Annotated in this window: 20 protein-coding genes; 6 read left to right on the plus strand and 14 right to left on the minus strand. The window is 33.4% G+C overall.

Annotation, left to right across the window (positions count from 1 at the left end; all coding sequences use genetic code 11):
- Positions 1 to 24 precede the first annotated feature (24 nt).
- Positions 25 to 2,493, plus strand: a complete 2,469-nt coding sequence (locus tag FPG59_RS04535; RefSeq protein WP_086453434.1) for a zinc-dependent metalloprotease — start codon at positions 25 to 27, stop codon at positions 2,491 to 2,493.
- A gap of 255 nt (positions 2,494 to 2,748) precedes the next feature.
- Positions 2,749 to 5,079 carry a PAS domain S-box protein gene (locus FPG59_RS04540; RefSeq protein WP_086453435.1) on the plus strand — a complete coding sequence of 777 codons (2,331 nt, stop codon included), beginning with the start codon at positions 2,749 to 2,751 and terminating at the stop codon, positions 5,077 to 5,079.
- Between the two features lie 32 nt (positions 5,080 to 5,111).
- Here FPG59_RS04540 and FPG59_RS04545 read toward each other — a convergent pair whose 3' ends face one another.
- The 4 genes from FPG59_RS04545 to FPG59_RS04560 all read right to left on the minus strand — a co-directional run bounded on the left by FPG59_RS04545 (position 5,112) and on the right by FPG59_RS04560 (position 9,886).
- Positions 5,112 to 6,530, minus strand: a complete 1,419-nt coding sequence (locus FPG59_RS04545; protein ID WP_086453436.1) for an adenosine deaminase — start codon at positions 6,528 to 6,530, stop codon at positions 5,112 to 5,114.
- Between the two features lie 281 nt (positions 6,531 to 6,811).
- Positions 6,812 to 8,056, minus strand: a complete 1,245-nt coding sequence (locus FPG59_RS04550) for an NAD(P)/FAD-dependent oxidoreductase (protein ID WP_086453437.1) — start codon at positions 8,054 to 8,056, stop codon at positions 6,812 to 6,814.
- A gap of 64 nt (positions 8,057 to 8,120) precedes the next feature.
- A complete protein-coding gene (locus tag FPG59_RS04555; protein ID WP_086453438.1) occupies positions 8,121 to 9,362 on the minus strand; it encodes an MFS transporter in 1,242 nt (413 codons plus the stop codon).
- Positions 9,359 to 9,886, minus strand: coding sequence for a GNAT family N-acetyltransferase (locus FPG59_RS04560; RefSeq protein ID WP_086453439.1), 528 nt, complete (start codon positions 9,884 to 9,886; stop codon positions 9,359 to 9,361). Before FPG59_RS04560 ends, FPG59_RS04555 begins: the two co-directional genes overlap by 4 nt.
- A 160-nt stretch (positions 9,887 to 10,046) precedes the next feature.
- Here FPG59_RS04560 and yaaA point away from each other — a divergent pair, with 160 nt between their 5' ends.
- Positions 10,047 to 10,805 (plus strand): peroxide stress protein YaaA, encoded by a 759-nt coding sequence (gene yaaA / locus FPG59_RS04565; protein WP_086453440.1) that lies wholly within the window; start codon positions 10,047 to 10,049, stop codon positions 10,803 to 10,805.
- 37 nt (positions 10,806 to 10,842) lie between these two features.
- Here the strand turns inward: yaaA and FPG59_RS04570 are convergent, their stop codons facing one another.
- The 4 genes from FPG59_RS04570 to FPG59_RS04585 all read right to left on the minus strand — a co-directional run bounded on the left by FPG59_RS04570 (position 10,843) and on the right by FPG59_RS04585 (position 15,534).
- Positions 10,843 to 12,426 carry a DHA2 family efflux MFS transporter permease subunit gene (locus FPG59_RS04570; protein WP_086453441.1) on the minus strand — a complete coding sequence of 528 codons (1,584 nt, stop codon included), beginning with the start codon at positions 12,424 to 12,426 and terminating at the stop codon, positions 10,843 to 10,845.
- 77 nt (positions 12,427 to 12,503) lie between these two features.
- Positions 12,504 to 13,583 carry an HlyD family secretion protein gene (locus tag FPG59_RS04575; RefSeq protein ID WP_086453442.1) on the minus strand — a complete coding sequence of 360 codons (1,080 nt, stop codon included), beginning with the start codon at positions 13,581 to 13,583 and terminating at the stop codon, positions 12,504 to 12,506.
- A 9-nt stretch (positions 13,584 to 13,592) separates the two neighbouring features.
- On the minus strand, positions 13,593 to 14,918 hold the full coding sequence (locus tag FPG59_RS04580) for a TolC family protein (protein WP_086453443.1): 1,326 nt from the start codon (positions 14,916 to 14,918) through the stop codon (positions 13,593 to 13,595).
- Positions 14,908 to 15,534 (minus strand): TetR family transcriptional regulator, encoded by a 627-nt coding sequence (locus FPG59_RS04585; RefSeq protein ID WP_086453444.1) that lies wholly within the window; start codon positions 15,532 to 15,534, stop codon positions 14,908 to 14,910. The genes FPG59_RS04580 and FPG59_RS04585 overlap by 11 nt, the downstream gene beginning before the upstream one ends.
- A 194-nt stretch (positions 15,535 to 15,728) precedes the next feature.
- Between FPG59_RS04585 and FPG59_RS04590 the strand changes: the two genes are divergently transcribed.
- The 3 genes from FPG59_RS04590 (at position 15,729) to FPG59_RS04600 (ending at position 17,696) form a co-directional block, all read left to right on the plus strand.
- A complete protein-coding gene (locus tag FPG59_RS04590; RefSeq protein ID WP_086453445.1) occupies positions 15,729 to 16,310 on the plus strand; it encodes a TetR/AcrR family transcriptional regulator in 582 nt (193 codons plus the stop codon).
- Positions 16,311 to 16,338: 28 nt separating this feature from the next.
- Positions 16,339 to 16,971 (plus strand): nitroreductase family protein, encoded by a 633-nt coding sequence (locus tag FPG59_RS04595; protein WP_086453446.1) that lies wholly within the window; start codon positions 16,339 to 16,341, stop codon positions 16,969 to 16,971.
- Between the two features lie 167 nt (positions 16,972 to 17,138).
- The gene (locus FPG59_RS04600; protein ID WP_086453447.1) at positions 17,139 to 17,696 is read left to right on the plus strand and encodes a DUF4494 domain-containing protein; all 558 of its coding nucleotides are present in this window, start codon (positions 17,139 to 17,141) and stop codon (positions 17,694 to 17,696) included.
- A gap of 116 nt (positions 17,697 to 17,812) precedes the next feature.
- On the opposite strand, the gene FPG59_RS04605 is transcribed toward FPG59_RS04600, so the two are convergent.
- From FPG59_RS04605 to thrA, 6 genes are all read right to left on the minus strand, one after another.
- A complete protein-coding gene (locus tag FPG59_RS04605; protein WP_086453448.1) occupies positions 17,813 to 18,322 on the minus strand; it encodes a GNAT family N-acetyltransferase in 510 nt (169 codons plus the stop codon).
- Positions 18,323 to 18,405: 83 nt separating this feature from the next.
- Entirely contained in the window at positions 18,406 to 19,158 is a 753-nt protein-coding gene (locus tag FPG59_RS04610; protein WP_086453449.1) for a hypothetical protein, read from the minus strand.
- Positions 19,159 to 19,181: 23 nt separating this feature from the next.
- Positions 19,182 to 19,397: a hypothetical protein gene (locus FPG59_RS04615; RefSeq protein WP_217875831.1), complete on the minus strand. Its 216-nt coding sequence runs from the start codon at positions 19,395 to 19,397 to the stop codon at positions 19,182 to 19,184.
- 391 nt (positions 19,398 to 19,788) lie between these two features.
- Positions 19,789 to 21,078 (minus strand): threonine synthase, encoded by a 1,290-nt coding sequence (gene thrC, locus FPG59_RS04620; protein WP_086453450.1) that lies wholly within the window; start codon positions 21,076 to 21,078, stop codon positions 19,789 to 19,791.
- Positions 21,079 to 21,144: 66 nt separating this feature from the next.
- The gene (locus FPG59_RS04625; RefSeq protein ID WP_086453451.1) at positions 21,145 to 22,068 is read right to left on the minus strand and encodes a homoserine kinase; all 924 of its coding nucleotides are present in this window, start codon (positions 22,066 to 22,068) and stop codon (positions 21,145 to 21,147) included.
- Between the two features lie 78 nt (positions 22,069 to 22,146).
- A complete protein-coding gene (gene thrA / locus FPG59_RS04630; protein WP_086453452.1) occupies positions 22,147 to 24,594 on the minus strand; it encodes a bifunctional aspartate kinase/homoserine dehydrogenase I in 2,448 nt (815 codons plus the stop codon).
- Between the last annotated feature and the right edge of the window lie 547 nt (positions 24,595 to 25,141).

Below are 25,141 nucleotides of genomic sequence, written 5' to 3' on the forward strand. Positions count from 1 at the left end.
CAAATAACCAATAAAAACTACTAAATGAAGAAATTTTTCATTTTTACTGCTATTACTCTTGCCAGTCTTGTACCTGTAGAAAATCAGGCTCAATCTAAAAAGGAGAAAGACAAAAATACCGTTGTAGCACCACCACCAGAAAAGAAACCTGAGTCAGCCATTAAGGATTATGGAAAAGTAATTACAAAAGACGCTCAATCAGATGAGGGATTGTTTACGGTGCATAAAGTAGACAAAAAGTATTTTTTTGAAATTCCTAATAAGCTCTTAGATAAAGACATGTTACTGGTGAGTAGATTGTCAAAACTGCCTTCAAATTTAGGAGGTGGATATGTAAATGCAGGTTCTGAAACGAATGAACAACTCATTGTTTGGCAGCGTTTTCAAGATAAAATTTTAATAAAACTTAAATCGTTTAATGCGGTTGCTGCCGATAGTTTACCAATAAGCATTTCGGTTAAAGCTAATAATTACGAACCTACACTTTTTGCTTTTGATATTGTGGCTTTTAGTAAAGACTCTTTGAATACTGTGATTGATGTAACTAAGTTTTACAATACTGATGTTCGTTCTATAAGCGGATTATCAGCAGAAATGAGAGATACTTACAAGGTGAGAAACCTTGATGAATCTCGCAGTTTTATCAATACTATGAAAAGTTTTCCTATGAACATTGAGGTGATTCAGGATTTTACGTATAATGCTTCAAAACCACCTGTTCAAGTTGATGCTGAAACCATTAGTATTCAAATGAATCAATCGATGATTTTATTACCAGAAAAGCCCATGCAACCTAGGCTGGCTGATGATCGTGTGGGATGGTTTACGATGGATCAAATTGACTATGGTAGCGAAGCCTTAAAATCAGATAGTAAACGATACATTCGCCGCTGGAGATTAGAACCTAAAGATCCTGTTGCTTACGCCAAAGGGGAGCTAGTAGAGCCAGTAAAACCAATTGTGTATTACTTGGATCCTGCTACTCCTGTAAAGCTTAGAAAGTACATTAAACAAGGGATTGAAGATTGGCAAAAGCCGTTTGAAACAGCTGGTTTTAAAAATGCTATTATTGCCAAGGATGCTCCAAGCAAAGAAGAAGATCCTGATTTTAGTCCAGAGGATATTCGTTATTCAGTGATTCGTTACGTAGCAAGTACAACAAGAAATGCTGTTGGACCTAGTGTTTCTGATCCACGTACTGGAGAAATTATTGAAAGTGACGTAATTTGGTATCACAATCATTTGCGTTCGTACAGAAATCGTTATTTACTAGAAACAGGTGCAGCAAATCCTTCTGCTCGAACATTGAACACTAGTGATGAAGAAATGGGCGAAATGATGCGAATGGTTATTGCGCATGAGGTAGGACATGCACTTGGTTTTCCTCACAATATGGGTGCAAGTTGCGCATACAATACCGAAAGTTATAGAGACGGAGCTTTTACTCAAAAAAACGGTATCGCAGCAAGTTTAATGGATTATGCTCGATACAATTATATTGCGCAGCCAGGTGATAAAAATATTCGTTTCATTCGTCAAATGGGTCCTTATGATCATTATGCCACTAACTGGGGGTATAGATACATACCAAACGCTAATTCACCAGATGCTGAAGTTCCAACTTTGGATAAGTGGATTATGGAAAAAGCAGGAGATATAACCTATAAGTTTGGAAGTCAAAGTAGTAGTTTTGATCCTACTTCACAAACAGAAGATGTAGGTAATGACGCCATGAAAGCCAGTACTTATGGATTGAAAAACTTACAATATGTTGCAACTCATTTACCTGAGTGGACAAGCGATGTGACTAATAATTACGAAGACCTTGATGAGTTATACAAAGAAATGCTAGATGTGTGGGGCAGGTATGTAGGGCATGTTGTTACTAATATAGGTGGAGTGTACGAAAGTTATAAAAAACCCAATCAAAAAGGGAGTGTATATAATGTTGTGCCAAAAGAAAAACAAATAGAAGCCATGCAGTGGTTGCAGGCTAATGCATTTGCTTCTCCTACATGGATTGTTAATGTAAATACCTTAAAAAATCTTGACTATGCTGGATATACAGAGCGTTTTAGAAACATACAAGCTCGTTTTTTAAATAGTGTTTTAAGTTTTGAACGTTTAGGCAGGTTGCTAGATGCAGAAATCGTAGGTGCTACAAATTATAAGGCGCTAGATGTTTTCAGTGATATGCGTAAAGGTATTTGGAAAGAAGCTTCGGCTGGAGCCAGTGTTACTATCTACAGACGAAATTTACAAAGAGCCTATATTGAACGAATGGCTTTTTTAATGAAAGAAGAAATTAAATCAGGACGTCCCTCAGATTATTATAATGTAGCACAATCTGATGTGAGAGCTCTTGTGCGCGGGGAATTAAATGTACTGAAAGCGCTTTTAACTACAGCGCGCTCTGGTGCTATTTCTGTTGAAACAAAATACCATTATGAGGACAGTATAAAAAGAATAGATCTAATTTTGAATCCAAGATAAGTCTAGGTGTCCTTTCCTAGATTTTAAAATTTGCCTCCAGATGTTTTTTTACATTTGGAGGCATTTTTTTAGACATTTACTCTTTAGAATCTTAGTTGATATTTTCTTGTATTTAATTAAATTTTGGAGTTTAGTCGTGTTTTGAGACAGATTTTACGCAGTCTTTTAAGAAAAAAAACAAATAATTTTTGGGTATTAGTGTTATAAATCCAGTTTTTTCTTTGTAAATTTCCAAGTAAATCAAAATCTTTTCAAATGAAAGTTTACCCTACGCCTGAAAATGAAATTGAACGCCTTAAAGTACTCCAGGAATACGCTATTTTAGATACCATTTCAGAGAAAGAATATGAGGCTATTACGCAACTTGCTTCTTATATATGTGGAGTTCCAATAGCTCTGGTGAGTTTAATTGATAAAGACAGACAATGGTTTAAAGCTAGTGTAGGGCTGGATGCAAGTGAAACATCTCGAGAAGATTCTTTTTGTCAATATACCATCATGAACAATCATGTCTTTGAGGTAGAAAATGCAACTGAGCATGAGCTTTTCTTTGACAATCCATTAGTGTTAGGTGACCCTAACATAAGGTTTTATGCGGGTGCTCCATTACTCAATAAAAACGGTTTTGTGATGGGTTCACTTTGTGTTATTGATACAGAACCTAAAAAATTAAATAAAGAACAAAAAAATGCTTTACAACTTTTAGCCAATCAAGTGGTAGCATTATTAGATTCTAGAAAGACTAATTTAGAATATCTAGATTCTCAAAAAGAATTGCAAAACTTTATAGATCTATCAAAGGATTTGGTTTGTATAGCAAATCTAAACGGGCTTTTTTATAAAGTAAACCCGGCCTTTACAAAAGTTTTAGGATTCGAAAAAAAAGAGCTAGAAGGAAAACCATTTATAGATTTTGTTCATCCTGAAGATGTGCAATCAACACTTGATGAGGTAGAAAAACTTGCTGATTTAAAGCAGACAGTGAGTTTTGAAAATAGGTTTAGAACTAAAGATGGGTCTTATATAAATTTGAGTTGGAACACTTCACCAGATCCAGAAACAGGAAATTTATACGCAATTGCTAGAAATGTTCAAAAAGAAAAGCTTGCAGAACAACACCTAAAAGAAGTGAATTATTTACTTGAGGAGTCTCAGCAAATTGCTAAAATTGGAAGTTGGAATTATAGTTTAGTTTCTAAAAATCTAATTTGGTCAGATGAGCATTATCGTATTTTTGAAATGGATGCTATGCCCACTGATGCGCTAGTTGCAAAATTTAGAACATTAGTACATCAGGATGATTTAATTATGTTAGATAGTGTTATAGAAGAGGTTTCAAGAACAGGAAAAAAGTTTAAAATAAACTACAGGCTAGTTTTTCCCGATGAAAGGGTAAAATACATTCTAGCGATGGGGGAGCCTGTTATGGATGCCAATGAAACTATTATTGCACTGAATGGTGTGGTACAAGACGTTACCGAAATAACTGTAGCTGAGCAAAATTTAAACGAAAAGGCCAAAGAAATAAAAGATATAAGAGCTGCACTTGATGAAGCTGCAATTGTTTCAATATCTGATAGAAAAGGTAAACTAACATTTGTTAATGATAATTTTTGTGCGGTTTCAAAGTTTGACAGACCAGAGTTATTAGGCTTTGAGCAGCCTAATATGGCTACTTTTTTTGAAACTGAAATGGGAATGCAAATATTAGAGAATATCTACAGTGGTACAACCTGGAAAGGGGAGTTAAAACATAAAGCAAAGGACGGTAGCTACTATTGGGAAAATAAAACTATTGTTCCGTTTTTAAATAATAAAGGAATTCCATACCAATACATTTCAATAGGGACTGATATTACCGATAGAAAGAATGCCGAAGAAAATTTAATAGCTGCTCTTGATAGTTTAGAAAAGAAGAATAGAGAGCTAGATGAATATGCTCATGTAGTGTCTCATGATTTAAAGTCACCTTTAAGAGCTATTTACAACCTCTCTGAATGGATTGTTGAGGACATGCCTGACATGCCACAAAAAGTAAAAGGAAATTTTGATTTACTGCGTCGTAGAGTTTCCAGGATGGAAAATTTAATTAATGGCGTTCTTGAATATTCAAAAATAGGTCGTTTGGAAATTGAAAAAGAAAGTATTGATATTAATGAGCTTTTAGAACAATTAATAGACTCAATAGTGCCAGATAATTTTGAAGTTACAATTGGGACAAACTTTCCTATTGTACTTGCCGAAAGGATTTTATTGCAACAAGTATTTACGAACTTAATTAGTAATGCTGTGAAATACAATGATAAACCAAAAGGGAAAATACATTGCTCCTACAAATCTTTGAAGGATTATCATCAATTTACTGTAAAAGATAACGGACCAGGTATTGCAGAGGCTTATCAGCAAAAAGTATTCAAGGTGTTTCAAACTATAGAAGCTCGTGATGTAAAGGAAAGCACCGGAATAGGATTAGCAATAGTTAAAAAAATTGTGGAAGAAAAAGGCGGTGTCATATATATTGACAGCAAAGAAGGTGAAGGCTGTAGCTTTATATTAACCATTCCTAAATGCCAACATGTAAGTTAAAACCAATTTAATTTATCAATAAACATGGAATTTTACAGTTTTGAAAATTGATTTTCAAAATGTGCAAAGCGTTTGTCAAGATCCAGAAGCAATTGTTTTTTTACAGCCTCTTCTTTAATAAAACTAAAGTTAATGCTGTTGTAAACGTATTGCTTGATGTCTTTGTACGTAACTTGATTGTATCTTTTGGCTAATAAAACATATTGCTCAGTCATATTAGTACGCAAAATACCTGCATCATCTGTGCTAATTACTATTGGAACACCAAATTTTTTATATAAAATAAACGGATGACGCTCTTCTTTAACTTTTAAAATAAATTCGTTACTCACTAAATTGATTTCTACAGGAATATTTTTAGAAGCCATGTGTTGTAATAATTTATAAGAGTCTTTTTCATAAGCTATATCCACTCCGTGACCTATTCTTTGGGCGCCAGCAGTTTTAATTGCTGCTTCAATATGCCATGTTAATTCTTCGGGTTGTACAAGCCCAAGAGTAAGTTCACCAGCATGCATAGTATATTTTACATTGGGAAAACGAGAACTACAATACTTAAACATCAACATATGCAAGCCATAATCTTTCATAGAGGTTTCTCCGTCCTCAGGAGAGACAATATTTACACCAGCCATCAATTTGCTCTCGTTTGCAGAGATAAACGCAATTACAATATTTTTAAATAAATCAACAGGCTCCATAAATCGTAATACAAAATTTTGATAACGCATGGTAAATTGTGGATCGTCAATTTTTAATTCGTTGTGTAATTTAGCAACAAAATTAGTATTGAAGTTTTTAGCATATAGTTCAGCATCTCTTTTTTGGTAAATGATAAAAAGAGAATCTAATGTTTTGAGTATTGCTTTTTCATCTTTGGCAGCAGCCAATTGTCTTAATCTTGAATCGAATTTTACTAAATCATCGGTTTGTAGCGTATTGGGAATTGTGGACAATTGCGTTTCAATATAACTCACATTTTCGGCTATAGCTCTTTTTTTAAGCTCTAATAATCCTGCTGCAAAATTACCTTGAATTGCCGGTTCGAATTTCATAAATGATTCAAAAAATAATTTATCCGAAGGATAATCTACATAGTTATAATCTTTAATAGACCATTTTTGCATTATTTTTTGTTTGTATGCATCCAGAGTACCATTTGCCTTGAGCGCAGAAAATAAGGACCAGTTTCCTGAATTTTCTTTTACTTTTCTCACGTCCATGGTTTCTGTGTTGAGGTAGAAATCCTCTTTTATGGCGTGTTGCAATAAGGGTTCGGCATAAATTGATCCTGAGAAATGGTGGTGTAAATCCCCACCTTTAGGCATTTGCGAAAAAAAAGCAGTAAGTTCTACGTCATTATTTCTTATTTTTTCAAAGTAAGTATCAGCGTTTTGTGCGTAAACAGTGTTTAAGAGAAATGCAACTAATAGGGTATATACTAATTTCATATTTTTTAATTAAAGCTTAGGTAATGTCCTGACTTCCTGAAAAAGAAAATGGTTGAAGAAAGCCGTTCTTAAAAATGTTTCTATTTTTAAGGGAATGTAATAGTTTGCAAAAATAAGCATTTTCATTATCTGTTTTGGCTACTGATAAAAAAGTTTATTTTGAGTGCTTTATTGCAACTCAAAAACTAATTTTTCTAAAAAAGTATTGTTTAATTTTTTAGTCATTTTACTTTTTTTCTTGTTCCAATTTTGATAATAATTTTTGTTAGATAGGCTTGTATTTATTTAGATTTCATGATGGCTTCGGCTGCAAGTCTACCTGTTTTCATAGCAGCATTTATAGACCCATTGAGTAAGTTGTCTCCACAAATAAATACATTTTCGGATAATTTAAGTTCTTCATTAGATAGTTTATTTCGAACCGATTCTTGGTTAGGCAATGCATATTCTATTTGGTATGATTTAATCATTTTCCAAGATTCAACTTGGTTGCCATACCATTGTTTCAATTCTCGTTTCATGTTTTCCGCTAGGGTATTATCGTCAACAGTAGGGATACCATTGTAGGAAACGGAAATAAGTATTTTACCTTGTGGAGCGTATGCCTTAGACACATTAGTCATTACGGTCATGTTATTTACCCATTTTTTATGAGTAGAAGCATTTAGAACAACGACTGCTTTGTTTGTGGGAGCTTTTTCGGCCACAAAGTAGATGTTGGTTACTTGTTGTGATTGCATTTTTTGATTTGGAAAATGCGTTTTAGTTAATAAATTTGCTTGAGTAGCCAATAAAATTTGGTTAGCTTCAAAAACTTTTCCATCATCAGTTGTTACTGTATTGCTATCTACTTTTGTTACTTTAGTATTGTATAATATACTGCCTTCAGGGAGCATTTTTACTAATTGTTTCGGGATTTCTTCCATGCCTAACTCAGGTACGGCAACATCACCATCTGAAAACATTTTCATCACAAAATCAAACATCCTGCTAGAAGTTTTTAAGTCGTTTTCGAGAAAAATCCCGGATAGGAAGGGAGCATAAAAACGTTCTATCATTTTTGAACTAAAACCATATTCTTTTAATTGTTGTAAAGTAGTTTGTTCTTTTTGTTCAAAAATTGCTTCAATAGTTTGTTTTTGAAGTTTGTTTTTGAGCCACAACGTATTCAGTTTGTCTTTTATAGATCCCACAGGTGCAAATAGTGTTGCTAGTGTTGCTGATGGTCTTCTAAAAGGATCAGCAATTTCAAAGCTCCCCTTGTCATAGAGTACAGTAGCACCTGGTAGCATTTTCTTTAGATTCAAGGCTTTATAATCCAGCAAAGCTTTCGTTTCTGGATAAGCAGTCAATAAAACCTGAAAACCTCTATCAAAAAGGAAACCGTCTTTTGAATCTGTTTTTATTCTTCCTCCTGCGCGATCACTACTTTCTAAAATCAGTACTTTTCTACCTTGACGGTGTAAATAAACCGCTGCTGTTAATCCTGATATTCCTGCTCCTATGATTATAACGTCTTGTTTCATAATATAAATTTAGACAAAAATAATTCAATTAAATTGTATTTTACTCTTGCAAATAAGATGATTTTTATTCAGAATAATCTAAGTCAGTGTCAAAAGTTTCTTTAAGTTTAAAAAGCGCTACTAATGCAATAATTGAGAGTAATGTACCCACCACCATAGCCGCAAGGATAATATTTCCATTAAAAAAACGGTCTCTAAAAAAACTATAAACGAGTAAGATTACAGGGAGAGATCCTCTAACAAAATTAGGCACTGTTGTAGTTACTGTTGCCCGAATATTAGTGCCAAATTGTTCTGCAGCAATTGTTACAAATAGCACCCAGTATCCTACAGAAAATCCCATCAAAAAACACAATGCATAAAAGACCGTTGTAGTTACACTAAATGCGTTTAAGAAAATAAATACCATAATTAAATTTAAAAGTAGAAAAATAGTCATCACAATTTTTCTGCTTTTTAACCACTGACTTATTAATCCACTTGCAATATCACCAAAAACGAGTCCTCCGTAGCACCACGCAATAGCTTTACCAGCTGCAATTGTTTCGTAACCTTGTACTCCAAGAGCTTTTGCAAATTCTGGCGAAAAAGTAATTAGCACTCCTACCAAAAACCACAACGGAACTCCAATAAGAATGCATTGTACATATTTGTAAAATCTAGTTTTATTGGAAAACAAAGACAGGAAATCGCCTTTTTTTTCGTTGCTTTTATGTACTTCTTGAAACATTTTTGATTCTGAAATTTTAATTCTTAAAAAAAGAAGTAACAATCCTAAAATTCCACCCGCATAATAGCACAAGCGCCAATCTTGAAAAACTTGGTATACTAAATACGCAGCTACAGCTCCCGAAACACCTACAGAGGCTACAATCATAGTACCATATCCTCTTTTTTCTTTAGGTAAACTTTCAGTAACTAAGGTAATTCCCGCGCCTAATTCTCCGGCAAGGCCAATGCCAGCAATTAATCTCCAAAAAGCATATCCATCTACTGTGGTGACCATACCATTAGCAATATTAGCTACAGAATACATAATTATGGAACCAAATAAAACAGAAATCCGTCCTTTTTTATCACCAAGAATGCCCCAAAGAATTCCTCCAAAAAGCATCCCAAACATTTGCATGCTTATCAAATATTCACCTTGGTTACGAATGGCATCTCCTGTAATTCCTAAATCAATAAGGCTATCTGTTCGAACAATTCCAAAAAGTAATAAGTCATAAATATCTACAAAATAGCCTAAGGCTGCCACAATAACAGCTGCATTTAGTATTCGAGTTGGTTTTTCTGTTGCTATCATGCTTGTTTTATTTTCAATTGCATTAATAAGTCAGTTTGTTGTTCTTCACCCATTAAAAAAATGTGCTTGTCAAATTCAATAAATCCATTTTTTCTATAGAATTGCAATGCTCTATGATTTTCCTCCCAAACGCCTAACCAAATGTAATTGACCTGCTTTTCATGACCCATTTGTAATGCAAAATCAAATAATTGTTGGCCAATATTTTTTCCGTGATAGGATTGTAATACATAAATTCTGTGTATTTCAAGCGCATTCGTCTCTTGTGGCTCTGTTTGAGCCTCGCCAGTGTTTAACTTGAGATAACCCACAACTTCATTATTTAAAAAAGCCATAAAAAATTCCGATGAGGGATGTTTTAACTCTTTTGTTAATTGTTCAATATTTAATTTTTCTGTAATGTAAGAATTAATATTTTCGGGGGTATTGACAGCTGCGAATGTTTCAGTAAAGGTTTGTGTGCTTATTTTTTGTAACAGCGAAAGGTCTTTTAATGTGGCTTTTTTTATTTGGATATTGTGCATAGAAATGGTTCTGGTTTTTACCAAAAATAAATAAAATTCCGATTGATTTTTATAATCTATGACACTATTCGACAAATCAATTTAAAGATTCTTGAAATCTAATTTTCAATTAGTACTTTTGGGATTACTAATAAAAAAGAGTTCGAGAAGAATATTGTGTATGAAAATTGTGATATCGCCAGCTAAATCCTTAGATTTTGAGAAGAAATTACCCGTTGAAACGTTTACTAAGTCTATTTTCTTAAAAGAGTCAGCTGAAATTCATTCAGTTTTGAAAGAAAAAAAACCAGCTGATTTATCAGTATTAATGAGTATTTCAGAGAAACTTGCAGATCTCAACTGGAAACGAAATCAAGAATGGAAAACTCCATTTACTCCTAAGAATGCTCGTCCAGCAGTATACACTTTTGATGGAGATGTGTACCTAGGATTAGATGTATTCACCCTTACGCCATCAAAAATAGAAGTCTTACAGGACAAATTACGCATCCTATCAGGATTGTACGGTGTGTTAAAACCATTAGACTTGATCCAAGCGTACCGATTAGAAATGGGTACTAAATTACCCATTGGCGAAAGCAAAAACTTATATGAGTTTTGGAAGCCTACTATTACTAAGGCTTTAAATAAGGAGCTAAAAGAAGGGGAGTTGTTTGTAAACTTAGCGAGTACAGAATACTTTTCGGCAGTTGATGTAAAGGCGTTAAAAGTTCCCGTCATTACTCCTGAGTTTAAAGATTATAAAAATGGTAAACTCAAGATTATTAGTTTTTTTGCTAAAAAAGCCCGTGGCATGATGGTGCGTTATATCATAGATACCAATGCAGAAACTATTGAGGATTTAAAAGGCTTTAATTATGATGGATATCAATTTGATGCCACAGAGTCAAAAGGCAATAACTTAGTTTTTACAAGATAGAAGAAAAACCGTTAATCTAGATTAACGGTTTTTTATTTTAATGCATAGCATCAGCGGGATTTATTTTATTTTTTCCTTTTTTTATCAAAAGGATAAATGGAATACAAAATAAGAACAACGCTCCTAGATACATGAAAATATCCATGTAAGATAGTACTGAACTTTGAACCATGACTTTGTATTCTATAGCTTTATAGGCTTTTGCCAATGCTTCGTTCTCAGGATACCCCTTAGACATGAAACCTAATTTAAACTGCTGTACAGTTTTTTGTACCTCAAAGGATGTTTTGTCTAAGTGTGCAATTAAATTTACTCGATGTTCTTGATTGAATCGAGCAATAAACGTGGTTATAATGGCAATTCCAAAAGATCCACCTAACTGGCGCATCATTCCTGTAAAAGCAGCTCCTTCGCCAATTCCTTTTCCTTTTAAAGTAGATAATGAAAGCGTTGAAATAGGGACAAACAATAATCCCAAACTAATTCCTCGTAGGATAAGTGGCCAGTACAAATGTTCCCCTGCAGAGTCAGGAGTTATAACACTTTGCATCCAAAAAGTAAAAAAGAAAAATAACAAAAATCCGGCAGCAACCATATACGTTTGTGGAAATCCTCTTTGAATCAATTTCCCTATAAAGGGCATCATGATTCCTATTGTAATGGAGCTAGGAATAAGCAACAATCCTGCATCTAGAGCGCTCCAACCCAATACTGATTGTGTATAGATAGGAATTATAAAAGTTGAACCGTATAAACCAAAACCTAGGATAAAACACATGATAGTTCCTATTTTTAGATTTGTATCTTTTAAAACCCTAAGATTTACAATAGGATATTCATACGTAAGTTCTCTCCAAATAAAAAGTAATAAACCAAATACAGTTATTACGCTCAAAGTTATAATAGTAGTATTATTGAACCAATCATCTTGCTGCCCGTGTTCTAGAACGTATTGTAAGGAACCTATAAATGCGGTTAATAGTATAATACCCCACCAGTCTACTTGGCTTGCTTTTAGTTTGTTACCATATTTTGGACTTTTTACAAAAGACAGGGTTAATAACGTAGCAATAATTCCTAAGGGTATGTTGATGTAAAAAATGAAAGGCCATGAAAAATGATCTACAATATATCCACCAAGTGGCGGTCCAAGTGTAGGTCCTACAATTACGCCCATGCCGTATATAGCTTGAGCCATTCCTCTTTTTGCTATAGGATAACTTTCAGTAATAATGGTTTGTGCTGTAACTAATAAGGCTCCACCACCTAATCCCTGAATAAACCTAAAAGTAACGAGTTCCCATATATTACTTGCGTTTCCACATAAAAAGGAGGAAACCGTAAATATAATTATGGAAACAGCAAAATAATTTCTTCGACCAAATTGTTGTGACAACCAGCTTGTCATGGGGATCACAATTACATTTGCAATTGCATAAGCCGTTATTACCCAAGCCACATCAGTAAGTGATGCTCCTAAGCTTCCGCGCATATTGTTTAACGCCACGTTTACAATGGTGGTATCTACAATTTCCAGCATTGCACAAAGTACTGCCGTAATTGTTATTATGATACGTCTAAAACCGTATTCTACTAAATCATCTTCTCCCGATTCAACCATTTTATAACTAAGTGTAAACTATCATTAGAGTTAAATTTTGCCGTCTTTATCAGTTCCAGATTAACATTTTAAAATGCTTAATCTATTCTAACATCAACATCTACATTCATACCAGGACGCAATAATTTAATTTTCTCTGCATCATTTGTTGGGTCTAAACTAATTTTAACTGGTAATCTTTGAATTGTTTTTACAAAATTTCCGGTGGCATTATCTGGCGGAAGCAAAGAAAATTTAGAACCCGTAGCAGGAGAAAAGGAAGTTAAGGTCCCTTGGAAATCATAATCTGGATAAGCATCAACTTTTACAGTAACTTTTTGGCCAACTACCATTTTGTTTAGTTGAGTTTCCTTAAAATTAGCAACTACCCATGCTTCATTATTATTGATGATGTAAAATAAAGATTGTCCAGGTTGTACTAGTTGTCCAGGTTGTATGTCTATTTTAGAAACTTGTCCATCTATTGCTGCAGTGATAACGGTGTAGGATAAGTTAAGCTTAGCAGCATCAAGTAATGCTCTTGCGCGTTTAATATTGGCAGCAGCTACTTCGGTTTGTTTGTTAGAAACTTTTGATTTTGCAACAGTAACTGATTTTTGAAAAGCGCTGGCTCGTTCTTGTTGTTGTAAAACACGAACCTGATTTTCGGCTTCCAATTTAGCTGCTAGTGCTTGCTCATATTGTTGTTTAGTTATAGAGTGGCTTTTGTATAAATTCTCATAACGAATGTAATCACTCGTTACACGATCTAATCTTATTTTTGCAGTTTGAATGTTACCACCAGCAAAAAGCACATTAGCATCAGATACTGATATGCTTGCAAGTGCGCTACCAATATCAGCTTTTGATACCTCTAAATTGCCTTCTGCGCCTACAAGCGCAGCGGTAGCTTCATCAATTTTTAATAAATAATCTCTTTTATCAATTGTAAAAAGTGTGTCTCCTTTTTTTACAAAATCATTATCCTTAATATAGACTTTATCTACATATCCAGAAACTCTAGGGATAATTGGGTTCATTTTCTTTTCAATTTGTGCATCATCAGTTTCTTCATGTGCTATTGAATGCATGTATTTAAAAGTACCATATCCGCCACCCAAAACTACCAATGCTACAAGGATAATTATAAATTTCGTGTTTGTTTTTTTCTTTTCCATGGTAGTAGTTTATTTATGAGCGAGATTGAATGATTGTGATAATTGACCTGTAACCGAGAGTAACTCGTAATATTTTTGAATACTATTGGCTTTCGCCAAAGCTTTATTAATTTTTGAATTGAGTTGCTCTACATCAGCTTCAAGCAGATCATTTGTGTCAGATAGTCCGTTGTCGTATTTATCTTTAACAATACGATAATTTTCTGTGGCTTGCTCTTGTGCCTCCTCATAAACTAGAGTTTGTTTTAAAGCAAGATCATAGTCCTCAATGGCTTTTTTGACTTGTGTCCGAATATAATCCGTTAAAATTGCTTCGTTATTTTGCACTTCTATAACTTTATTTTCAGCAATTTTCACCAAAGTTCCGTTTTTCAAAAGCATACTTAAATCATACGAAATTCCTACGCCCACATTCATAGCATTTTGAACTGTTATGACATTGCTTAAGTCTAGTGCCGTGTATCCGCCCACAAGCGCTATAGTAGGATAGTAGGAACCTTTAGATATTTTTACATTAGTTTCGCTGGCTTTTACTTGATGTTGTAACGCTTTTAAATCTTTTCTATTTTCTAAGGCTGGCAATTCGTTTGTGGGCACATTTGTCATTTTAAAATCAGCAAAATCAGCTTCTCTAATTTCAAGTTGCGTTTCTGGATTTAATTTTAACAGCGTAGTTAAATAAAAATTGATCGTTTTTAAGTTGTTTGTGGTTTCATCTAATGATAACTGAATTTTAGAAACTTGAAGTTTAGATTTCAACAAATCATTTCTAGGAATGATACCGTTTTTTTCAAGTTCAATAAAATCCTTTACTCTTTGTTTGGCACTTTTTTGATTTTCCTTTAAAATTTCAATTGTTTTTTGCGCTTTGTATAAACTTGCATAATACTCAATTACTCGTAAAGCAATTTCCTCTTTGGTCTGTTCTGCATTTGCTATTTCAGCTTGGTACAAATAGTCCTGAGCTTTAATGCTATTTTGGAGTTTAAATCCAGCAAAAACTGGAACTGTTGCATTCAATTGTCCTACCATCAATTGGTTGACCACTGGCATTTGTTGTGGATCATTACTTTGATTTAACTTAAAATTGATACCTGCATTTGCTAAACGTTGGTATTGCCCTGAAAGTTTTAAATCTGGATATTGATTGTTTTTCGTGGCTTGTAACTCAAGTTTTTTTGTTTTGATCTTAGTGTTAGCTAAAGTAATCTCATTACTTTTACTCCAAGCCATGTCTATTGCATCAGTAAGCGTAAGACTTGTTTTCTGTTGTGCTTCTACAGCTGAAATTCCAATGAAGAAAATCCCAAAGAGCATGAATTTACTAGCTTTCATATATTAGCAAGGCTTTTATTGTTTGTTGAATGTGATTAGTCAAATTGGTCTTGATATAATTGTTATATAAATCCTCTGTTTTTAAATTCAATAAATTCTCAAAAAAAGGTTTGTTCATGTGGAAATGAAAAAAAGTTCCTAAAATAGTTGGTGTTATAAGAGGTATAATAACATCTTTTCTAAAAATTCCTTTTTTTTGTCCTTCTTCAATAATCAATTCTAGGGATTTTAAATTTCCTTTTCTAAGTTCAGAGAATGCTTGAATGTTTTGTTCTCTTTTTTTTGATGTAAATTCAAAATGTAAAATGCGATAGATACCTTTATTAAGATTTATTCTATCAATATATAGTGCTATTAATTTATTTATTTTTTCCAGAGGCTCTATTTCTTCTTGAAGGAGTTTGTCCAATTGGAGTTTTAAATCTGAAGTGCGGTAGACAATTAAGGATTCAAGCAAACGTTCTTTCGAACCAAAATAATAGGAAACCATAGCCACATTAATTTGGGCTAGTTTAGCAATGTTCCGTATTGAGGTACCGTCAAATCCTTTTTCAGAGAATAGAGTTTCTGCAACTTCTAGAATTTGAATCTGTTTGTCATTAAAATTACTTTTCAAAAGAATCTTTTTTAGATGAAACAAAATTAAACATGTGTTTAAATTAAACAGTTGTTTAATTTTTATTTAACTTTTATTTAACAAAAATTAATTATTCAATGTTTTAATGTATTAACTTAAATTTATGAACGTTCATTCTTTTTTAGTATTACTTTTGTATTGTAATAAAATAAGATTTCAACAAAAATTAGGATATGGCTAAGCTACAAAAAAGTATTAACAAACGTCTAGCGCTTTTAAAAGCTACTTTACAGCTTGTTAATAATGGAGGAATTCAAGGGGCATCCATGGCTAAAATTGCCAAAGAAGCATCTATATCACCCGCTACCATTTATCTTTTTTTTGATAGCAAACAAGAATTGCTCAATCAGTTGTATCTTTCTGTAAAATCTAATTTTGCTCAATTAGCATTTAGTTCACATGCGCAAGAGGATACTATTCCCAAACAGTTTGAAACCATTTGGCACAACATGGCACAATATAAATTAGCACATCCAGAGGAAGCATCATTTTTGTCGCAATGTGATAACACCCCTATGATTGATGATCAAACCAGACAAGAAGGATTGCTTTTCCTGACTCCACTTTTTGATTTATGGAAAGCAGGAATACAGGCAGGAATCATAAAGGAATATTCACCTTATTTATTATACGCACACACTATTTATCCCATGGCGTTCTTAATGAACATGCACAATAACCAGCTTTGTATTGTTACTCAAGACCTATTAAACAGTAGTTTTAAAATGGCTTGGGATAGCATCAAAGCATACTAATTTTTAAATACTTAATACTTTATATAAAATGGAATTAATAGATAAATTGAAATGGAGATATGCCGCAAAGGCAATGAACGGTGAAAAAGTTTCACAAGAAAAAATTGATGCCATTCTAGAAGCTGCTATTTTAGCACCAACATCAAGTGGTTTACAGCCTTTTGAAATAATGGTAGTTACTAATCAAGAGATTAAAGAGAAAATAAGAGTTATAGGATGGAATCAATCAGTAATTACAGATTGTTCGCATTTGCTTGTTTTTGCTGCTTGGGACACGTATACCGCAGAGCGTATCAATACCATGTTTGATCTTACAAATGAGATTCGTGGTTTTAAAAATGAAGGATTTGAAAATTACAGACAAATGCTTTTAAACAGTTATCCACAAAAAGATCCAGAAGTTAACTTTCAACATGCTGCAAGACAAGCGTATATTGCTTTTGCAATGGCTATTGCAGCGGCTGCTTTTGAGGGTGTAGATACCACGCCTATTGAAGGTTTTGATCCTGATGCTCTTGATGAAATTTTAGGTTTAAGAGAAAAAGGACTTAGAAGTTGTGTTATACTGCCTGTAGGGTACCGTGATGCTAAAAATGACTGGTTAGCAGACTTAGTAAAAGTTAGAAAGAGTAAATCAGATTTGGTAACTTTTATAGACTAATTCTAAGAAAATAATCTTTTGAAGAATCTCTCCAAGTAGGAGAGATTTTTTTGTTTATGATGGAAAATCATTTTTTAATTAGAACGTAATTTGTGAATATCTATTTGAAAAAAAAGGTAATTTTTTTTCTTTAAAAATTATCTTTGGCATCCTAAAAAATAATTGAAATGAGTAATATTTGGTACGAATGCAAAGTAAAATATAGAAAAACAGATGAGACTGGTGGTCAAAAAATTACGACTGAACCGTATCTGGTTGATGCTCTATCGTATACAGAAGCCGAAAGTAGAATTAATGAAGAAATGGCAGCATATATTAGTGAAGAATTTAAAATCACCAATATTAAAGTGGCCAATTATGCAGAAATCCACCCTTTTGAAAATGCAGACAGATGGTTTCGTTCTAAAGTTTCACTAGTTGCTTATGATGAAGAGAGCGGAAAGGAACGCAAGACAAATATGTACATGTTAGTTCAAGCCAATGATGTACGTGAAGCCTATGACAATACAATAACAATCATGAAAGGAACCATGGGTGATTACACCATTCCTGCCGTATCTGAGTCAGCTATTATGGATGTTTTTCCTTATTTCAGTGGTGATGAAGGGGAACTTGAGCAATTAGAACGATTTAATGCCTTAAAAGCTTCAAAGCCAGATTCTACACCAGAAATAGAAGATCACATGGAATTTATAGCCGAAGCAGAGGAAGAAACTATAGCATAATTGGAAGCTTAGTTTATTAATTATAGCTATACTTTTTAAACACGGTTTACAAACCTCTTCTTTGCTATCAGTAAAAACATAAGGGATATGTAAACCGTTTTTATTTTTCAGACGGATTACGGTTTTAGTATTTTTTCAAAAGCTTTTCGAGGACTTCCTCTAAAAAAAACTTCGCCGCAATATTGATAGTCTAAATTCTCAAAGAGGTGCAACATAGGCAGGTTATCAAAGTTGGTATCTGCTTTTATGCTATAGATGTTTTTTTCAAGTGCTAGTTCTTCAACATATTTTAAAATCATTTTTGCAAGTCCTTTTCCTGTTTGGCTTTCGCCAATGGCAATGCGGTGTACCACCAGGAAGTCGTTATTTGTCAGCCATTTTCCTTGAATATTTTCATAAGCAGGCTCATCATTAATATATACTGCTGTATAGCCTATGATAGTTTGATCTTGTACTAAAACATACCCAGCGCCTTTTAAAATATCGTTGTTTACAATTTCTGGATTGGGATAACCATCTTGCCATTGTGTGCTTCCGTCATTTTTTCTTCGCAAAATAGCGTGTTGCAAAATGGTCCAAATTGCAGTAGCATCTGTTTGATTTGCCTTTCTAAAATGAATACTCATAAGTTTCTAAATTTAATGAATAGGGTTCAATAATATTTGCCCAATCAAACTTTTCTTGACAGTTTAAAATACAATTGGTGACACTATTTGTGTTGGTTGATTATTTTTTGACTTTTGGTTTGTATGGCTTTGTGTAGTTTTTTCCAGTTGATGTCATATTCAATGTGAAATGTGTCTTCTTCATTTCCAGCAGGGAAATAAGCTGTTGCTTTACTCTTTTCTAATTTTTTATTAGCAAACGAATAAATAATTTGCTTTAAAGGCTTAGCATCTAATCCGTCAGAATTTCCCATATACGTTAGATAAAACTCAGGAATGCCATCTTTATTTTCATCAGATATGCTACAATTTTTATAATCAAATTCAGGCCAATAAATTTCATTTCCAAAATCTTGAAACAACACTTTTTCTACTACGCCTCCATGATCATACGCTAAAATAATAGCGTATAAATGATGTGTGCTGTAGGTTGTTGTATCAATTGCCTGCTCCGTTTTAGGGGGATAAGCATTGGAATTTTCAGTTGTTTTCCATTTTTTAGTAGCCATGTTATATTCCTCTTCAACACTTACATTCTTAAAGTTTATTGTTCGTGTTAATTTTAATATTTTTTTCTTAAAAATGAAATCAAATGATCCAAAAGTGCCTGTGCTGTGAACAATCATAGTTGTTTTTCCATATTTTTTTGACTCATAATCAAATGAGATTACATCATTTATAGAATTAAAGGATGCTTCGTTTTTTGGATAGAAATAGCTTACTTCTATCGGTTTTAATTGTCCAAAACTAAAATGATAAACGACGAGTAACAGAATGGTCAAATAATTTTTGTGCATGTTGAATCATTTTTCAATAAGGTTTATTTTCCAGAAATGGGACTGTTGAAAACGCCAACAGCTAGTTCTGCCCACAATAGCAGAAAGGCAAGTATAACAAACAGCAGGATTAAAAATCTAAATTTTGTTTTTTGGAGCCAATGCAAAATAAACATAATAATTAGTGCTGTAAATGATAACAAAAGTGCTGCCACAGCAAAATCAAATAAAGACCACTGCACTTCTTTTGTAAATTGCATAGCAATTAAAGGAGCAAGTAGGAGCAATAAAAATGAAATAATTATTGCGAATTTTTTTCTCGTGGTTATTTGCATTATAATACAATATTACTTGAATCTAAAGTAGTAAAATTAATCAAAAAAATAGCGCCATATCATGATTGAAAGCTCAATGTATGACGCATCTCTTTTTTGTTCTTCATTGGTAACACCAAAAAATATTCATAAAATAACTTTGGTTACGAAAGCATTTCCGCTTTTTTTTAAATAGAGGTTTTATTTGACTACCTAATTGGTAACAATACTGTTTTTTGCCACAGATTTGAAAGCTTTTCACAGAGTACTCCGCATCCGATTTCACTTTTTCTTGGATCTGTAACATAAAATAAAGTTAGACCAACAGTTTGTCAAATTATTTTAAAAAATTTCTCAAATCCTCATACGTTTTTATTTTAACACTCACTTTTTCTTTACCTAAAACATTTTCTATTTGGATTGGTATGGGTAATGTAATATTTAATGCTGACTCTACAGTGTCTAAAAATTTTATAGGATGTGCAGTTTCTAAGAAAACGCCAATTGCATCCGGGTAGTTTTGTAATTCTTTTTTTAATCCAAGATAGCCCACAGCTCCATGAGGTTCTGCAATATAGCCGCTGGTGTCATAAATCGTTTTCATGGACTCTAAAGTTTCAGCATCAGAGAATGTAAACGAAGAAAAATCTTTTTTGAATTGCTCCAAATCATTTTGGTACATTTCCTGAATTCGAATAAAATTACTTGGATTCCCGACATCCATTGCATTCGAAATTGTAGCTTTGGAAGGTTTTGGATCGTAAATTCCGTTTTCTAAAAATCTCGGAACGGTATCATTTACATTCGTTGCAGCTACAAAATGTTCAATGGGTAATCCCATTTTTTTTGCAATAATCCCTGCGCAAATATTCCCAAAATTCCCACTTGGACAAGAGAAAATTAAAGATTTATTATGTTTCTTTAATTCCTTATAAGCAAAGAAGAAATAAAACATTTGCGGCAACCAGCGCGCAATATTTATGGAATTTGCAGATGTTAAGTTTTTATGTTGTAGACTTTCGTCCAAAAACGCTTTTTTCACCATATCTTGACAATCATCAAAAACACCATCCACTTCTAGCGCTTTAATATTTTGTCCCAAAGTGGTCAATTGTCGTTCTTGAATATCGCTCACTTTACCCGATGGATATAGTATAATAACTTCAACGCCTTTTACCCCAAGGAAACCACTGGCTACAGCACCACCTGTATCGCCAGAGGTGGCAACTAGAACCGTATTTTTACTATCGGACTTATCTTTATTGAAATACCCCAAACAACGAGACATGAATCGCGCGCCTACGTCTTTAAAGGCCATTGTTGGGCCATGAAACAATTCAAGAGAGTAAATGTTCTTTTCAACTTCAACAATAGGGAAATCAAAGCATAATGTTTCGGTGATGATTTGTTTTAAAGTAGTTTCTGGAATTGCATTACCTACAAATTGTTGAATCGCTTCAAAAGCTATTTCCTCGTTACTTAAATTTTCGATGGTTTCAAAAAAAGTAGTTGTTAACGGTGTAATGGTTTCTGGAAAATACAATCCTTTATCAGATGCTAATCCTTGTATTACAGCTTCTTTGAAAGAAACCTTGGGTGCGTTATGGTTTAAACTGTAGTATTTCATTTTTATTTGCTTTACGCAGTATGCTTTATGCAGTAAGCTTTTTGCCTAATGCCTAATGCTTAATGCTTATAAAATTATTTTCATTCCCTCATCATTTACTTTTGAAACGTGAATTTCATAGGGCACATTCATTTCTTCAAATACGGCACTCATAGCTGTTGCTACTTTATTGGCAGTTTCTATACCTTTACTTAAAGCAAAAATAGAAGGACCGGAACCTGATATTCCTGAACCTAATGCGCCATGCTCGTATGCCGTTTTCTTGATTAAATCAAATCCAGGAATCAACACACTGCGCAAGGGTTCTATGATTTCGTCATGCAAGGATCTGCCTATTAATTCATAATCTTTAGTGTACAAACCTGCCACTAATCCGCCTACATTTCCCCATTGAATGATGGCACTTTTTAAGGAAACAGTTTGTTTTAACACCGATCGTGCATCTGATGTTTTCAATTCAATTTGAGGATGTACCACGGTGGCGAACAATTCAGATGGACTTTCTATTCTTATAATATCCAGTGGATTTGAACTTCGTACCAATGTAAAACCTCCCAAAAGGGCAGGAGCAACGTTATCAGCATGGGCATTTCCACTGGCTAATTTTTCACCTTGCATCGCAAATACAACCAATTCTTTTCTAGTAAATGGACGTCCCAATAATTCATTAATTCCAAAAACAGCACCTGCTGAACTCGCGGCACTGCTCCCAATTCCGCTTCCCGCTTTGATGTTTTTGTAAATTTCGATTTCAAAACCAAATTCGGTTTCAACCGCTTCCAGCATTGCCAAAGCGGAGACTCCGGCAACATTTTTTTCGGTTTCCAATGGTAAATCAGCACCTACAATTTTAGTGATGCGAATGCCTTTGATATTTGATTTTCTGATAACCATTTCGTCACCAGCTGTATCAAGACACAAACCTAACACATCAAAGCCACAAGAGAGATTAGCAATTGTAGCTGGGCAAAATATTTTTATTTCATTCATATTATTTTTGTTTCAGGTTTCAGGTTCTAAGCTTAAAGTTTTCACGAAACTTGAAACTTTAAACCTGAAACTAAATTTTTAAATATTTCCAATTCTTATTACATCTGCAAAAATCCCCGAAGCGGTAACGGCAGCTCCCGCGCCAGCGCCTTTGATTAATAAGGGTTGGTCTACGTAACGATCTGTAAAGAACAATACAATATTGTCTTTTCCTTCCAAATTGTAAAAAGGATGGTCTTTAGGTATGAATCGCAATCCAACATTAGCTTTTCCGTCTTCAAATTGCGCTACATATTTTAATCGTGATTCTTTGCTTAATGCTTCTTTGTAAATGGATTCAAAATGTGCCGCATGTGTTTGTAAGGATTTGAAAAAAGCTTCATTATTAGTTGTCTCCAAACATTCAGCAGGCATGAACGATTCGTTTACAATTTCGTCAATTTCCATTTTATAACCGCTTTCACGAATCAGGATTAATATTTTTCTAGCTACGTCAATTCCGCTCAAATCTATCTTAGGATCTGGCTCTGTAAATCCTTGTACACCAGCTTCTTTAACTACATCATGAAAAGTGTTGTTTTCATCGAAATTATTAAAAATGAAGTTCAAACTTCCTGATAAAACAGCTTGAATTTTATTGACTTTATCGCCAGAAGCAACTAGATTTTTTACGGTATCAATAATGGGTAGACCTGCACCTACATTAGTTTCAAAAAGAAAAGGCGCATTGTATTGCCTTGATAATTTTTTTAATTTTTTGTAGTTTTCGTATCCAGATGCACAAGCAATTTTGTTGCAGGTTACAACAGCAATATTGTTTTTTAAATAGTGTTCATACGTTTGTGATACACTCTCATTAGCAGTAATATCAACAAAAATACTGTTGCGTAAATTCAGATTTTTAATTTGTTCAAAAAACAGATTTTGGTTCGCTTCTTCTCCCGTTTCTAATACAAATTTCCAATCTTTAAGAGAAATACCATCTTCATCAAAATACATTTTTCGGGAATTTGACAAGGCTATAACGCGAAGGTTAATTTTTAATTTTTCTTTAAGGAATTTCTTTTGTTGGTGAATTTGTTCAATGAATTTTTCACCTACATTACCCACGCCCATTACAAATAAGTTGAGTTGCTTGGTGTTTTCTTCAAAAAAGTTTTCGTGTAAAACATTTAATGCTTTTTTTACATCTCTTTCATTGATTACCGCCGAAATATTTCTTTCTGAAGCACCTTGAGCAATTGCTCTGATGTTAACGTTGTTTTTACCTAAAGTACTAAACATTCTACCGCTCAAACCTTGATGGTTCTTCATGTTTTCGCCAACTAAGGCTATTATACAAAGATTTTGTTCAACAATACATGGATTAACTTTATTTTGCAGAATTTCAATTTCAAATGCGGCGTTAATTGCATTCTCGGCTAAAGCTGCATCTGAATTTAAAATTCCGATACAAATAGAATGCTCAGATGAAGCTTGAGTAATAAAAATCACGTTTATTTTATGATGTGATAATACTTCAAAAAGCCTTTTGGAAGAACCAGAAACACCAATCATTCCAGATCCTTCAAGCGTAATCAATGTAATGGCATCAATATGTGTGATTCCTTTTACAGGATTGGATGATGCTGTAATTTGGTTCGAAATGTATGTTCCTTCGGCTTCTGGTTCAAAAGTATTTTTGATTAAAATAGGAATGTTTTTTCTTAAAACAGGCTGTATTGTTGGCGGATACAAAACTTTAGCGCCAAAATGGGATAACTCCATGGCCTCTTGATAGGAAATGTATGCTATGGGTTTAGCTTGTTTTACAATTTTAGGGTTTGCGGTAAACATTCCGTTAACATCAGTCCAAATTTCAAGTTCCTTTACATTAAGTGCGCCCGCAAGAATAGCTGCCGTATAGTCAGACCCTCCGCGACCTAAAGTTGTATTGATTCCGTCTAATGAAGCAGCAATAAAACCTGGCATTACAACTACCTGTTTATCATTTGACTCGAAAAATTCATTAATCAGTTTATTTGTTACTTCAAAATTTACCGTTGCTTTTCCAAAATCAGCATTGGTTTTGATTAATTCCCTACTGTCTTTGTAACCACTATTTGGGATTATTTGCTGCATTCCTTCGGATATGATAAATGAAGAAAGCAACTCACCAAAACTTAAAATTGTATCGGATGTTCTAGCAGATAATTCACCTAAAAGGTAGCAACCATCAAGTAAAGTTTCAAGATGATTAATAATTCTTTTCACGTGGCTTAGCAAACCGCTTTGCTCTTGAATAGGGATGAGTTCTTTTAAAACGTCAAGGTGTTTCTTTTCAATTTCAACAAGAATTGTTTTGTAATTTTCATCTCCATGAGCGGCTTTTTGTGAAGCAAGTTGCAGCATATCAGTAACTTTGCTAAAAGCAGATACTACTACAAGGATTTGTTGACCTTGGGATTGAATCTTGACAATGGACATCATCAATTTTATATTTTGCGCATTGGCCACAGAAGTGCCTCCAAATTTGAGTACTTTCATTTTTTATAGTGTTTGGTTTTTTAGAATCGAATGATCTTGATGGGTGTAAATTGTTGTGTCATGATTACAACATAAATTTATCACCTGCAAAATTGACTTTTTACAAAGTATACGTATAGGATTATATGTAAATAGATACCCCTAAGGGGTAGTAGTAGTTGATGTAAAAGTAAAAGCAACAAAAGTTACTTCCCATAATTGGGTAGTAGCCGTAGAGTTATATGTTGCTTTGTTGTAGATCATTTGTTTTTCAAAAATACAGTATTTAGTTTAAAATGAGCATGTTTATTGTATTTTTATGAAATATGAATTTTGTAAAGCGTAAATTGTAGATATCTAAATTAGATGTAATAAATTGTATTTATAATCATGAGATTCGTATTTTTTAATGTTTTTTTTGATTTTTGATACGATAAGAATTTAGTTTTTTATTTGATACATTTCTTTTGTTAAGTCATAAAATGCTTTTGATTGTCTGGTTTATACCATTTTTGAAATGGATTAAAGAGTATTTTTAAGCAGATGCTTTATTTGTTTGGTATACAGT

The sequence above is a fragment of the Flavobacterium sp. FPG59 genome, assembly GCF_002150205.1.
Classification (GTDB): domain Bacteria; phylum Bacteroidota; class Bacteroidia; order Flavobacteriales; family Flavobacteriaceae; genus Flavobacterium.